This window comes from Rhizobium sp. 768_B6_N1_8 (assembly GCF_051811225.1).
Lineage (GTDB): Bacteria > Pseudomonadota > Alphaproteobacteria > Rhizobiales > Rhizobiaceae > Rhizobium.
Window position 1 is genome coordinate 894,192 of the sequence record NZ_JBPWPV010000002.1, and the last position, 13,714, is coordinate 907,905.

Annotated in this window: 12 protein-coding genes; 6 read left to right on the forward strand and 6 right to left on the reverse strand. The window is 59.0% G+C overall.

Annotation, left to right across the window (positions count from 1 at the left end; genetic code table 11):
* Positions 1-6 precede the first annotated feature (6 nt).
* Entirely contained in the window at positions 7-477 is a 471-nt protein-coding gene (locus tag AB8B33_RS28515) for a GNAT family N-acetyltransferase (protein WP_007823411.1), read from the forward strand.
* Positions 478-507: 30 nt separating this feature from the next.
* Entirely contained in the window at positions 508-2,529 is a 2,022-nt protein-coding gene (locus tag AB8B33_RS28520; RefSeq protein WP_439017945.1) for a beta-N-acetylhexosaminidase, read from the forward strand.
* A 126-nt stretch (positions 2,530-2,655) separates the two neighbouring features.
* On the opposite strand, the gene AB8B33_RS28525 is transcribed toward AB8B33_RS28520, so the two are convergent.
* The gene (locus tag AB8B33_RS28525; RefSeq protein ID WP_025668273.1) at positions 2,656-3,117 is read right to left on the reverse strand and encodes a winged helix-turn-helix transcriptional regulator; all 462 of its coding nucleotides are present in this window, start codon (positions 3,115-3,117) and stop codon (positions 2,656-2,658) included.
* A gap of 85 nt (positions 3,118-3,202) precedes the next feature.
* Between AB8B33_RS28525 and AB8B33_RS28530 the strand changes: the two genes are divergently transcribed.
* Both AB8B33_RS28530 and AB8B33_RS28535 read left to right on the forward strand, forming a co-directional pair.
* A complete protein-coding gene (locus AB8B33_RS28530) occupies positions 3,203-4,018 on the forward strand; it encodes an oxidoreductase (protein WP_439017946.1) in 816 nt (271 codons plus the stop codon).
* Positions 4,019-4,067: 49 nt separating this feature from the next.
* Positions 4,068-5,069 carry an NADP-dependent oxidoreductase gene (locus tag AB8B33_RS28535; protein ID WP_439017947.1) on the forward strand — a complete coding sequence of 334 codons (1,002 nt, stop codon included), beginning with the start codon at positions 4,068-4,070 and terminating at the stop codon, positions 5,067-5,069.
* Between the two features lie 216 nt (positions 5,070-5,285).
* On the opposite strand, the gene AB8B33_RS28540 is transcribed toward AB8B33_RS28535, so the two are convergent.
* Complete coding sequence (locus AB8B33_RS28540) at positions 5,286-6,026, reverse strand: helix-turn-helix domain-containing protein (protein ID WP_439018870.1); 741 nt, start codon at positions 6,024-6,026, stop codon at positions 5,286-5,288.
* 277 nt (positions 6,027-6,303) lie between these two features.
* Between AB8B33_RS28540 and AB8B33_RS28545 the strand changes: the two genes are divergently transcribed.
* Positions 6,304-7,215: a DMT family transporter gene (locus tag AB8B33_RS28545; RefSeq protein ID WP_439017948.1), complete on the forward strand. Its 912-nt coding sequence runs from the start codon at positions 6,304-6,306 to the stop codon at positions 7,213-7,215.
* Between the two features lie 100 nt (positions 7,216-7,315).
* Here AB8B33_RS28545 and AB8B33_RS28550 read toward each other — a convergent pair whose 3' ends face one another.
* On the reverse strand, positions 7,316-8,518 hold the full coding sequence (locus AB8B33_RS28550) for an ROK family transcriptional regulator (RefSeq protein ID WP_439017949.1): 1,203 nt from the start codon (positions 8,516-8,518) through the stop codon (positions 7,316-7,318).
* A 297-nt stretch (positions 8,519-8,815) separates the two neighbouring features.
* Here AB8B33_RS28550 and AB8B33_RS28555 point away from each other — a divergent pair, with 297 nt between their 5' ends.
* On the forward strand, positions 8,816-9,730 hold the full coding sequence (locus AB8B33_RS28555; RefSeq protein WP_439017950.1) for a DMT family transporter: 915 nt from the start codon (positions 8,816-8,818) through the stop codon (positions 9,728-9,730).
* On the opposite strand, the gene AB8B33_RS28560 is transcribed toward AB8B33_RS28555, so the two are convergent.
* Genes AB8B33_RS28560 through AB8B33_RS28570 form a run of 3 tightly spaced genes read right to left on the reverse strand, consistent with a single transcriptional unit; the run spans position 9,727 to position 13,713 of the window.
* A complete protein-coding gene (locus AB8B33_RS28560; protein ID WP_439017951.1) occupies positions 9,727-10,872 on the reverse strand; it encodes a glycosyltransferase family 2 protein in 1,146 nt (381 codons plus the stop codon). The two genes, AB8B33_RS28555 and AB8B33_RS28560, sit on opposite strands and share 4 nt — an antisense overlap.
* Before the next feature lie 10 nt (positions 10,873-10,882).
* Entirely contained in the window at positions 10,883-12,625 is a 1,743-nt protein-coding gene (locus AB8B33_RS28565) for an ABC transporter ATP-binding protein (protein ID WP_439017952.1), read from the reverse strand.
* The gene (locus AB8B33_RS28570; protein ID WP_439017953.1) at positions 12,622-13,713 is read right to left on the reverse strand and encodes a glycosyltransferase family 2 protein; all 1,092 of its coding nucleotides are present in this window, start codon (positions 13,711-13,713) and stop codon (positions 12,622-12,624) included. The genes AB8B33_RS28565 and AB8B33_RS28570 overlap by 4 nt, the downstream gene beginning before the upstream one ends.
* Between the last annotated feature and the right edge of the window lies 1 nt (position 13,714).

Genomic DNA, 13,714 nt, shown 5'->3' on the forward strand with positions numbered 1-13,714 from the left:
TCTTTCATGGATTATCTCGTCAACCTGTCGACCCTTCCGCAGGACACAAAGTCACCGGACGCCATGGCAAAGGCAGGTGTCACCATCCGCCGGGCACTGCCGCCCGAACTGAAGCTGATTGTCCGCTGGATCGACGAGCATTTCGGCGAAGCCTGGGCAAGCGAGGCAACGGTTGCGATGACGCGCCAGCCGCCGACCTGCTTCATCGCCACGCGCGAAGGCAAGCTCGTCGGCTTTTCCTGCCACGAGGCAACCGCACCCGACTTCTTTGGACCGACCGGTGTCGACGAGAGCCTGCGCGGGCTTGGCATCGGCAGGGCGCTGCTCTTTGCCAGCCTCAATGACCTGAAAACCATGGGCTATGGCTACGCGATCATCGGGGATGTCGGCCCATCCGCCTTCTACGAAAAAGCCGTCGGCGCAACTGCGATCCCCGATTCCGCTCCCGGCATCTATGCCGGCATGCTGAAGTCCTGATTTCGACAATACGAATAGAAAGAAACGATCATGTCCACACCGCGACCTCAGGCCCTGCGGCTCGAAACAGTCTGGAATCCGCCGGCCGAGGGCAAGGATTTTTCCTATGTCCTGCAGCTCAAGAACCTCAATGGCGAGCCGCTATCCGGCTTCTCACTCTGTGTCAGCGGCCCCGGGCGGGTCGATCCCGCCGGTCGCGTCGAGGGTGCGACGGTTTCAAAAAGGCTGTCAAATTTCACCGAATTTCATCCTCCGGAAGGCTTCGTTCTCGATAGGGGCGAGACCTGGACGATTTCCGTCCATGCATTGAGCTGGCAGTTCCGTCATTGGACGGATGGTGCAACGAGCGCCTATCTGGCCTTTGCCGACGGCAGCACAGTTTCGCTTGGGCTCGAGCCGACGCGGTCTTCCGCCAGCAATGCACCATTGAAGCGTGGCGCGGAGATCTTTCCGGTACCTGCCACTGTGCCCGTTCAGGTTTCAATCATTCCCTGGCCGAACCACGTCGCCGTCGGCTCGCGCCAGCCCTTGCCGGCCGGGTTTTCGCTGCAGGCCGACGATCCGGACGCAAAAGCGGCTGCCGACAGCTTCAAGGCGCTGGTCGACCATCTCTTCGCTGTCGAGGGCATCATCCGCACTGCCGCGGAAGGCGCTTCAAGCGTCAGCTTGAAGAAGACTGCCGGTTTCGGCCCCGAAGCCTATCGGCTGAGCTTCGAAGGCGAGGCGATCACCATCGAGGCGAGCAGTCGCGCCGGTTTTCTCTACGGCCTTGTGACGCTCGGGCAGATCTGGCGCGGTGCGCGCCTGCATCCGAGAACCTTCCAGTTCCCCGCCTCGGGCGAGATTGTGGATGAGCCGTCGATGGGCTGGCGCGGGCTGCATCTCGATGTTGCCCGCCAGTTCTATAGCGAGGCAGAAATCAAGAAGCTGATGGCGGTGCTAGCTTGGAACAAGCTCAACCGTTTCCATTGGCACCTCTCCGATGACGAAGCCTGGCGCGTCGAGATCGATGCCTATCCGGCACTGACCGAAATCGGTGCGTGGCGCGGTCACGGTCTTGCCCTGCCGCCGCTGCTCGGCTCCAGCCCGGCCCGCACCGGCGGCTACTATACCAAGGCTGCCATTCGCGAGATTGTCGCCTACGCACAAGGGTTCGGCATCGAAATCGTGCCGGAGATCGACATACCAGGCCATTGCTACGCCATGCTGCAGGCCGTACCGGAACTGCGCGATCCGCAAGAGGCCGGCAGCTACTATTCGGTTCAGGGCTTCCCGGACAATTGCATCAATCCCGCCCGAGAAAAGACCTATGAGGTCATCGAAACGATCTTTTCGGAACTCATCGATCTTTTCCCCTTCAAGACCATCCACATCGGCGCCGACGAAGTGCCGCTCGGCGCATGGTCGGGCTCGCCGGAGGCGCTCTTGGAGCTGCGTTCCCTCGCCGGTGATGAGGTTGCCGATGCGCATGCCAAGCGCCTGAACGTCATCACCAATACGCATGGCGCTGATGATATCCATGGTTCGGGTGCGGCCTTCCTGCAGGCAGAGTTCCTGAAGCGCATTCAGAGCTTCCTCGCCTCCAAGGGCTGCATTACCGGCGGCTGGGAAGAAGCGGCGCATGGCGACGTCATCGACAAATCGAAGAGCTATCTTTGCAGCTGGCGCAATGTCGAAGTCGCGGCCGAACTTGCCAATCGTGGCTATGAGATCGTCGTCTGCCCGGGGCAGGTCTATTATCTCGACATGGCGCTGCGGCCCGACTGGGATGAACCGGGCGCCAGCTGGGCCGGCACGTCGGATGCCGAGAAGATCTATACGTTCGACCCGGTCGGCGGCTGGACGGAAACCCAGAAGCAGAAGCTTCGCGGCATTCAGGCCTGCATCTGGTCCGAACCAATGACCGATCGCGCCGTCTTCGATCGCCTGGTCTTTCCGCGCCTGTCCGCGCTTGCCGAAACGGGCTGGACGAAACCGTCGTCCAAGTCGTGGGAGCGTTTCAGGGCGCTCGCAGGGCTGATGCCGCTGCTCTACGGGCTGCAGCAGTCGTAAGCTCAGGTTAGGATTGAAGACTATTTTTGCCATCACCGGAGACGGTGATGGCAATGGATACGGACATTGCTCTCAAGCTGCGAGCTTGAGCGTCGCAGACCCACCGAAGCAAGCCTGCGCCGGCAGTCAGTCCTGTTGATCCTGCGGTGGAGCGGCGCATCCGGGTTCGGCAATGCGAATGGGGCGGGTTCCAACAGGAGCGCCGGTTGCGCGATCGATGGTGACGGGATCGATCTCGGTTCCGGTTTCAGCATCGAAGAAGCGGGTGACTTCGCCGCCGCCGCGGTGCTTGCGGCCCCATGCGCCGATCGCAAACAGAACTGGTAAAAAGTCGCGGCCGGCCTCTGTCAGCACATATTCGTCGCGCGGCGGGCGCTCGGAATAGCGACGTTTTTCCAGCAGCCCTTCCTCCGTCAGCGATGACAGCCGCCCCGTCAGCATCGTCGGGGCAATGCCGAGGCTTTTTCGAAAATCATCAAAACGGGTCAACCCGGCATGTGCGTCGCGCATGATCAGCATGCTCCACGCATCGCCCACGAGCGCCAGGCTGCGAGCGATCAGGCAGGGCTGATCCGAAAGTTTTTTCATGTCGATATCTTTTTAGTAGTGACTTGCTATCAATTTAATAGTAACAGAAAGCGCATCGATGTTCCATGACAAAACGAAGGCAGAGATGAGCAAGAGAGAACGCGGCATTGCCCTGGTCACCGGGGCGTCCTCCGGCATCGGGCTGGTGACGGCGAAAGCGCTGCGGCGCGACGGTTACCGTGTGTTCGGCACCAGCCGAAGGTCGATGCCCGATACCGCCGACGGGATCACGATGCTGATCTGCGATGTCATCGACGATCAATCCGTGCAGGGCGTCGTTGACGAGGTTCTGAGCCGGGCAGGGCGGATCGATCTTCTCGTCAACAATGCCGGGATCGGCCTGCTTGGTGGCGCCGAGGAATCGACGACGGCGCAGGCGAAATCCGTATTCGACGTCAACGTCTTCGGCACCATACGGATGACGAATGCGGTGCTGCCGGTGATGCGGCGGCAACGTAGCGGCCGGATCGTCAACCTGAGCTCGATCCTCGGGCTGATCCCGGCACCCTTCAACGCGCTCTACGCAGCAACCAAGCATGCGATCGAAGGCTATTCGGAATCCCTTGATCACGAAGTGCGCACGCAAGGCGTCCGCGTGGTGCTCGTCGAACCGGGCGTCACCCGCACCTCCTTCGAGGAGAACATCACGCGGCCGGACCGGCCGCTTGCCATCTATGATGAGGTACGCGCCGACGCCGAAAAACTGATGCGCGAAATCGTCTCGAAGGGCGATGCACCAGAAGTGGTGGCCGCAATTGTCGTCCGAGCCGCTAATGCGCCATCGCCAAAGAGACGCTACACGGCCGGAAAAGCCGCGGGACAGGTGCGCTTTATCCGCCGCTTTCTGCCCGAGTCCTTCGTCGACAGGAACCTCAGGAAATTCAACAAGCTTCCCGACTGAGCCTTCCTTGTCGCTGTGTCGGCTCACCACAGAAACGAAAGTTCGTCCAATGAAAGCATTCCTGATCGATCGCTACAAGAAAGGCGGCGCCCTCAGGCTCGGCGACAGCCCCGAACCGCAACTGCATGAAAACGACGTGATGGTCGAGATCCATGCCGTCAGCGTGAACCTGCTGGATGCCAAGATCCGGGACGGGGAATTCAAGCTCATTCTGCCCTATCGGCTTCCGCTGGTGCTCGGCAATGATGTCGCGGGCATCGTGGTCCGGGTCGGGGCGAATGTCCGGCAGTTCAAGCCGGGCGACGAGGTTTACGCGCGGCCTGGCCAGGATCGCATCGGGACGTTCGCCGAGTATATCGCCATCGATGCGGCCGATGTCGCACTGAAGCCCGCCAATCTCAACATGGAAGAGGCCGCGTCGATTCCGCTGGTGGCGCTGACCGCATGGCAGGTTCTGGTCGAGCGTGCCAAACTACAGAAGGGACAGAGGATACTGATCCATGCGGGATCCGGCGGCGTCGGCACGGTTGCCATCCAGCTTGCCAAACATCTCGGCGCCCATGTTGCGACGACCACGAGCACGGCAAATATCGATCTGGTGAAAAGCCTCGGCGCCGACGTGGTGGTTGATTACAAGAAGGACGACTTCGAAAAGGTGCTGAAGGGCTATGATGTCGTGTTGAACAGCCTGGGCAAGGACACGCTGGAGAAATCGCTCGCCGTCCTGAAGCCGGGCGGCAGGTTGATCTCGATTTCCGGTCCGCCCGATCCGGATTTCGCCAGGGAGAACGGCTCCGGCTGGCCGCTCCGGCAGGTCATGCGCCTCTTGAGTTCGGGTATCAGGCGGAAGTCGAAACGCCGGGGGATCGCCTATTCTTTCCTCTTCATGACCGCAAACGGCGCTCAGCTCGGCAAGATCACCTCGCTGATCGAGGCAGGCGCCATCCGCCCCGTCATCGACCTGGCCTTTCCATTCGAGAAGACCAACGAGGCGCTGGATTATGTGGAAACGGGCCGCGCGAAAGGCAAGGTCGTCATTGCGGTGAAGTGAGGTCTGGAAGGCCGAAGAGCGCTCGGTTTAGCCGAGCGGCTTTTGCAGGCGTCGAGGCGCGGATTGGTTTCGGAAAAAAGAAGTGCGCAGGCATCCGCGTCGATAGCTATGGGTACCCGGCCGAAAACAGCGGAAGTACCAGCGCCGGCGTTATCCGTCGGAGATCAAGGCTGCCGTCTCGCCACAACGAACAAACACTTGTCAAGCGAAGGGACTTCACTGTCGTTGCCGGTAGGCGGAGGGTGTGACGCCTGTGCCCAGCTTAAATGCCCGTGTCATTTGGCTCTGGCTGCTGAAACCGCAGGCCGAAGCGATCTGCGCGATTGGGTCCGTGCCGCACAACATCGATTTGGCGCGCTCGACACGCCGGTGGGCCACCCAGCCATGCGGGGATACACCATAGCTTGCCCGGAACATCCGCTGAAAATGAAAGGCGCTGAGCTGTCCGATCGCCGCCAGATCCTGCAAGCGGATTGCCTCATCGAGATGAGCCTCGATATACTCCAGACTCCGGCGCCGCACATGAGGAGCGAGCCCGCCGCTGATCGCGCAGGGACGCATCCCTCCATAACGCGGATCAACGAAGAAATCGTTGATCGTCTGTGTCATCGCTTCTTCAGCCTGCAGATGACTGCCCGCCACCATCGCTTTCGTCATCTGAAGAAGCGTACGCGCCAAGGCGGGTGCATCTGCGAAGGTCACTTCGGGAAGGGCCATAAGCCGAGCATCGCGGTCAAACATCTCCGCAAACATCCGGCGCATCTGATCGTCGGGAACATACAGATGGACGAATTGGGAGAAGTCGGTGATTTCCCATTCGGAGGAGTGCTCCTGTGGCATGATGCACAGGACTCCCGGACGGCCACGCGCTGCAGGGCTGCCATCCAGACGACGCGTTCCGGCGCCGCCCCTGAGATAGAGACTGAACGTATGACCGTTCGGCCGCTGATAGCTCATCCTGTCGTGTGCATTGCTCCAGATGGCAGCTGATCGCCCGAACCCCAAATCCATAGACTGTGACATCCGCGCAGTGGGAGATGCGGACAAAAACCTGAAAACCGACGGGTGATTATATTTCACCAATTCTTCCCCACACCTGACCATGCCGTGTGAATAGTACCGGCGGACGACCCGCATGGCGAGCCGGAAGTCCGGGCAGATCGATTTCATAGCAAGAATCTGCAAGAGGCCTGCTCACGGTTCGCCTATTGGTCGGGAAAACGAGGATCACTCCATGGCAAATGCCGCTCTCTTCATCGCGACCGTCCTTATATGGGGGACGACATGGATCGCCATTGCGATGCAGGTCGGCCCCGTGTCGGTCTTGGTCTCGGTCTTTTACAGATTTGCGGTCGCAGCAGTGATCCTCGTCACCATCCTGGCTGTCATGCGGCGGCTCAAGCTCCCTGCCTTGCGCGATCAGCCTTTCATTCTTGCGCAAGCGCTCTGCCTGTTCAGCCTCAATTTCATATGCTTCTACAACGCAGCCGCCTCTATCCCGTCCGGGCTAATTTCCGTGATCTTCTCGCTCGCAACGATCTACAATGCCGTCAATGCGCGCCTCTTCTTCGGCGACCGCATTACAGGCCGCACGCTTCTCGCAGCCGCGCTCGGAGCAACCGGCCTTCTCCTCCTTTTCGGACAGGACGTTGTCGTCGATTTCGATATGGGTACGTTGAAAGGGATCGGGCTCGCGGCGCTTGGCACGCTGTTCTTCTCGCTGGGCAATATGGCATCGCGTCGAAACAGCGCTGCCGGAATCTCACCGCTTGCCGCCAATGCCTGGGGCATGACCTATGGCGCGATCATCCTCCTCTTCCTCATTGCCGTGACGAAAACGCCGATCGTGGCGCCGCCCAACATCACCTATCTTGCCGCACTGCTCTATCTCGCGGCGATCGGATCGGTGATCGGCTTCACCACCTATCTCATGCTGGTGTCGCGCATCGGCTCCTCACGCGCTGCCTATGCCACCGCCCTGTTCCCAATCGTCGCTCTGTCGCTATCGACTGTTTTCGAGGGTTACCACTGGAGCGGTCTAGGCCTGATCGGCCTGGCGCTGACGCTTCTCGGGAACGTGGTCATCTTTGCGCGACCTCTGGCCCGTCGCCCGCACCAAGCCGATGCGAGGCCGTCTGCCTCCTGAGGGCGCCGATAGGGTGGTCATCGATACTTTCGATGACCACTGCGTAAACATCTTCCTTTCGAACGGAGCTGTGGCGGTGACCTGACCAATGAGCCTCAGCTCAGCCGAGCGGCTTTTGCAGAACGTCGAAGCGCGGATTGGTTTCGGAAAATATCGGCAGGGCGGCGGCGCCGAGAATTGCCGTATCCTTGCCGGTCATGCCGATCATGACGCGAGGAATGGTCCGCTTCTGGCTGGGGTCGATCGGAATGTGCAGCGGCTCCAGCCGCTCGGCGAGCCGCCGCATCAGTGATGTCGATATGCTGCCCCCAAGCACGATGGTCTGCGGATCAAAGGCCAGTTCCAGAAAATCGACGGTTTGCCGCAGCGGCTGAACTGCCTGATCCAGCCAGGCATCCAGACCTTCGCCGCCTTTGGCGATCAGGGCGTTAAGATCTTCCGGCAAAAGCTCTTCAGCATTCGCAATGCCCATGAATTCATAGGCGACAGTCGGCGACACGTAGCGGTCGAGGCACCCGCGCTTGCCGCAGCTGCAGAGCCGGCCATGCGGCTCGACGATGATGTGGCCGATCTCGCCGGCATTCTGCCGGCTGCCCTTGTAGAGGTGCCCATCGAGAAACATGCCGGCGCCGATGCCGCCGCCACCGGCAAGAAAAAGATAGACGAAGCTGCTGAAGCCGCGGGCAACACCATGCAGGCGCTCGCCGATGGCCGCCGCCGTTGCGTCATTCTCGACAAGAACCGGCACCTTGACGCGCCGTTCAAGCTCATAGCCGACTGGGAAGTCCTGCCAACCGGGCAGGTTCTGCGGGCTGAGCGACGTGACACCTCCCTCCGCATAGCGGCCGGGTAAGGCCATGCCGACACCGAGCAGCCTGTTGCGATCAAAGGAGAAAGCTTGCTGCAGATCCTCGACAATAGAACCGAGGACAGGCATCGCCTGTTCGGGATCGGGATGTTCGACATGACGCTCGATGCGTGCACAGACAGCGCCCGAGAGATCGGTCAGCACGCCACTGGCACGCTGGCGGCCAAGTTCGAGGCCGATCGAATAGGCCCCATGCGGGTTGATCGAGTAGGGAATGATCGGCTGGCCACGCGCAAGCTTCTGCGCTTTCGCTGGCACGAGCAGGTGAGAACGCTGCAATTCCTCGACGATGTTCGAGACCGTCTGCGCCGTCAGCGCGGTCATACGGGCGATCGCGGCGCGCGACAGCGGACCGTTGGTACGGATAGCCTCAATCACGACACGTCTGTTGTGTGACTTAGCCTGCTCGAGATTGGTGCCTGAAATCGCTTTCATGATGTCTTTATGGAGTTTGAATATCACCATTGCCACAAGACGACCATGTGGGGAAGGGGAGAAGTGTGCAGTCTTTTCAATGTGATCGCGACGACAATTGATACCGATTGTTTCGCCGGTTCTTAAAGTATCACTTTAACGGCTGTGTCGCGGAGATCGATGCTGTTGACGGCGCCGGACAGGCATCGAATTCCTCGGAATGATAAGAGATCCGTCATGAAAATCGCCTGCCAGCAATCGACGGCGCCAGGATGACGTTCTATGGCAGGTGGAACGCCTAACCAATTGGGACGAATCATGAATTTGCGCGTCAGCCGCACTGCAGGAAATACGGTACTCCTTGGCGTGCTGCTGATGCTTCTCGGCGATTTCCTGTTTTCGCTCAACGACGCCATGGGCAAATGGCTGGTGGCGAGCTTTGCGGTCGGTCAGGTCCTGGTGATCCGTTCGCTCGGCTCCTTTCTGATCCTTGCGCCGATGATTGCCGGGCAAGGACCTCGCTCGCTATTTCAGGTCGAGCGTGTGCCCCTGCAGATCCTGCGGGTGATCCTGACGACAGGGGATGTCGCGTTTTTCTATGCCGCGGTCGCCTACCTTCCGCTCGCCGACGTCATGACCTTCTACATGGCCGGCCCCATCTATGTAGCCGCCCTTTCGCACTTCTTCCTCGGCGAAACGATCGGCTGGCGCCGCTGGCTCGCCGTCATCATAGGCTTTATCGGCGTCGTGATAGCGCTGAGACCCTCGACGGCGATGTTATCCTGGCCGTCGATCTTCGGCCTGATCGGCAGCCTTTCCTTCGCGCTGACGCTGATCCTCGGCCGTCGGCTGCGACAAACAGGTGACGCCACGCTTGTGACATGGCAGACGGTCGGTGCCCTCGTCACCGGTCTAATCCTAAGCGTGAGCGACTGGCGTTCCATGTCCGCCCTCGACTTCGTCGCGATGCTGGCGCTAGGCATCGTCGCAGGCAGCGCCCATATGATGATCACGCGTGCGCTGAAGCTTGCCCCAGCCTCCCTGCTTGCACCACTGCAATACAGCCTGCTCTTATGGGCAATCGTGCTGGGCTATATTTTCTTCGGCGAATTGCCGGACAGCCAGATTCTGGTCGGCTCCGTCATCATTGTTCTCGCAGGTCTCTTCATCTTCCATCGCAAGAACATCGTGGACATCACGCCCAAGGCCGACGTTCCGCCCGACGGGCATTAGGGATTACACGGTCTTGTGGTGATTTCACCGCTGGGGAGGTCTATCCGCTCATCGCTTTCGCGGATTGAACTCATCATGGCATCCACCGCAGTCAGCCGCCTCAGATGACGTCGTGACGACAGGGTCTCTTCCGGGCCTTCTACAGGCGAAGGGATGATCTGTTCGTCGAATTTCGATTTGCTCAACATGTCATGCACCGTTCCTGGCTTGGGAGCATGGCGCTGCTTCATGACAAGCAGGATGGCTTGCCTTACGAGACTGAGCATAAAACGCGGGTTTTGAAAAATCCGCCAAGCGGTCACCATTGACAGATGCAGATTCCCCGCCTTTCTGTACTGCCGGAATGCGTATTTTTGAGTAAGCGCGATAGCGCTTCTGGCTGCGTATCTCGGAAGCTGCGGATTTGCGGCGATCGAGCGCTTGATTACTTCCAGAAGACCTTGAGCCATTCGCGTGTAATTGGACGACATGTTGCCGGGATATTTTCTGTATCCCACTAGGCGTTCGGGAACGACTTCCATGCAATAACGCGCGGCAAGCCTGAGTTCGAAATCGACGTCTTCGCAGCCTCCAATACCTGCTGCTGCGTATGAGCTATCAAACCCACCGATCTCAAGCGCAACGTCCCGTCGCACGAGAAGCGCGCTTCCGTTACCTATATATTTGAAATTCAGATGCCGGGCATAGATATAGCCCCTTGCGATTTTGGATCCGCCGAGCCCAATGATCTCGTCATGCTGATCGATAATATAATGCAGCACATAGACCGCGGCCCATTGTGGGGATAAGCGACTGAGAGCGTTGACCTGCTTCTCGATTTTCGTCGGGTGCCAGAGATCGTCGGCGTCGAGGAATGCTACAAATCGACCTGATGATGCGTCGATTCCAGTATTCCTTGCGGCAGCGACACCGCGGTTTGGTGTGGACAGGAGGCGGATGCGTGAATCCGTCATCGCTATCTGCTCGACAAGTTGGGCCGTGTCATCCGTGGAGCCGTCATTGACAACAATGATCTCCAGGGCGGTATAGGTCTGGCGTACAGCGGATCGAAGCGTGCGCTCAATATACGCGGAAGCGTTGAAGGCCGGAATGACCACCGAAACGAAAGGCTGGGTGGAATAAAAAGCATCTCCTCGATCCATTGATTATTCCTTATACCGCTGGCGGGACGAGACAGATCTGATACTTCATCAGGCTGGCAACGGACGATCTATGGCTGACGATAATCAGTGTTCGGCTCTGATATTCCCTAAGCAGAAGGGAAAGCACCCGCGCCTCGGTCGCTTCGTCAAGCGCGTTGGTGGCTTCGTCGAGGAGCAGTATCTCGGGCCGGCCGGCGAGTGCGCGTGCCAGGCCGATGCGCTGCCGCTGGCCGCCCGAAAGCCTTATTGCCTCATCGCCCAGCCATTCATCGAAGCCGGAAGGCAGTTTCTCGATGAACTCAGTCGCGCAAGCCACATCTGCAGCCCAGCGGACATCTTCCTCGGTAATTTCGCGGCGGAACCGGATGTTGTCGAGGACCGTTCCTTCCATCAATTCGACGTCCTGGCCCGAGACTGAGAATAGTCGCAGCCAGCTCGATCGTTCGATGGTTGAAAGATCCCTGCCGTCGAAGGTTATGCGCCCCTCACTCGGCTGGATGAGATCGAGCAGCATGTTGAGGATGGTTGTCTTGCCGGAGCCGCTTGGCCCGGTCAGCGCGGTCGTCTCTCCTGTCCTGATGGAGAAGCTGGCTCGGCTGACGGCAGGAACGCTGCTGCCTTCATATGAGAAGGAGACATCATGGAAAGCGATTTCCTTCTGCAGATGTTTGAGTTTTTCTCCGCAGGCGACCTGTCTGACATCGTCCGCCTCGGAAATTATCGCCAGCACGTTCTGTAGAGGTGCCTCCAGGGCATGCAGGCCAAGGATCTGGGAATCAAACTCCTTGATATACGGTTGAAGCCTGTAAAGAAGGATGGTCGCCGACAATGCTGCTCGGAAGTCTACCGGCAGAAATTGCGAAGACAGGATAATCGTCAGGATAACCCCGAATGTCAGCACCTCGCTCAAAAGCGAGGTTGCCGCACTCATCCGGTCGGAATGGGACCAGGTTTTCCCGACATCCGTGGAAAGCGCATCGAAAATGCTTTCGTGGCGCTTTTCCAGGCCGAAGCTTTTCACAGCCTTTAAGGTCTGCAGCGTGGTCCAGGTTAGTTGTGTCAGGTCCTCCACTGCCGAAATGGCGGCCGCGCCTGTACGCCGATAGGCGTCGGCAAACAGGCCGAGGGTCAGATTATGGACAACGCCGAAAATAAGCCCGAGCACGGCGATCGGCCATGCCATCACGAGCATTCCGGCACCGAAGATGACGATGGTCCCGAGATTGATACCAAGGCGAACCAGGCTCGCGTGAGCCGAAGCGACCGCATAGGATTCCGTCGCGATGACATTCATGAGGTCGCTGCGTTCGTAATGCTGAAAGCGCTGAAATGGGATCGTCAGGATTTTTGAATAAAGACGATGCCGAATGCTGCCACTGATTTGATGGCTGACGGTGCTCGCGATGATCGAATTGGCGAAACCCAGAACGATCCTGAGGATGATCGCGCAGATCAGGATGGTGACCAGCATCGATTTCGATATCGCGGTTTCAAACCCACCGAAAAATGCAGGAAGTCCGGTGATTGCAGCACTGGAAGAGGAGCCCTGCTGGCCGAGAACAAAAACGAGGCTCACCAGGAAGGTGATCCCGACCATTTCCATCAGACCGCTCAGGATCCCGACCACGACCATCACCGACGTCTTGAGCCAAAGCGACGGCACGAGTTTCAGAAGCTCGCGGAAGCGGGCTGCGACGATCATATTGAAGGCGCCTGTCGGCTTGGCGGAAACGGATTTTTGCAGTGTCATCATGCACCACCTCCGCGCGGTTCCATGAACACGCCAGCCTGTCCAACAGCCGCCGCTTCAAAACGGTCACGGAATGACGAGCCATTCTCGGGGAAAGCGATGACTGTCATTGCTTCCCGCATCGGCGCGGCAGGCCGCTTTCCGGTCACGCGTCCCGACAATCGATTTGCCAATCGTCGTCCGCGGCCTTTGACTGAGCGCCAGACAAGACCGGCGCCATGAATGGCGAGCCTCAGAGGGAAGCGCCCAGCCATCATCGGCGCCAGCTTTCTGACCTGATCATGGTCTTTGCTGGAAAGCGCCTTGCGGAAATACCACCGTGCCGTATCGAATTCCGCGGTAGTGGCGGCGGCGGCAAGATGCGGGTGGCGTTTTTTGACCTCTGCCATCACCAGGGCGTGAGATCTCAGCATGCGACAGGCATTGCTCGACATGTTTCCCTGAGTAAAACGATATCCCGTCAGAAAATCAGGGACCGGGGCGAAAGGCAGCCTTTCGGCCAGCGCCAGATAGAGCTTCTGATCTTCGCATCCCTCCGCCTTCTGATCGCGCAGTGACGGATCGTAGCCGCCACATGCCAGGACATCCGCACGCGGCATGAGCGGCGTGCTGCCGTTACCGATAAAATTCTCCCGAACCATGATTTCGAAGACGTCGCCCTTGTACAGCACAGGTTTTGAATGGGCGAAAATCACGTCATTCACATCGATGGCCGCGTACCAGTTGTAGGCGACCCCATGCCCTTCGGGGAGGCTTGCGAGCGCTCGGAGCTGCAATTCGATTTTGCGGGGATGCCAGAGATCATCGGCATCGATCGGGGCAATATAGCTGCCGGTCGCTTCGCGGATTGCCAGGTTGCGGGCGCGAGCCACGCCGCCGTTTTCTTGTCTCAGGACCCTGATGCGTGAATCTTGAAGGCGATATTCGTTTGCCAGTTCGTAAGTTCCGTCCTCAGAACCATCGTCGACCACGAGAATTTCGAGGCATTCATGGGTCTGGTTCGATACGCTGCGAAGTGTATTCGCGAGTGTTTTCGCAGCGTTGTAGGCAGGAATAACAACCGTGACCAAGGGGAGCGAATCGACGTTCATG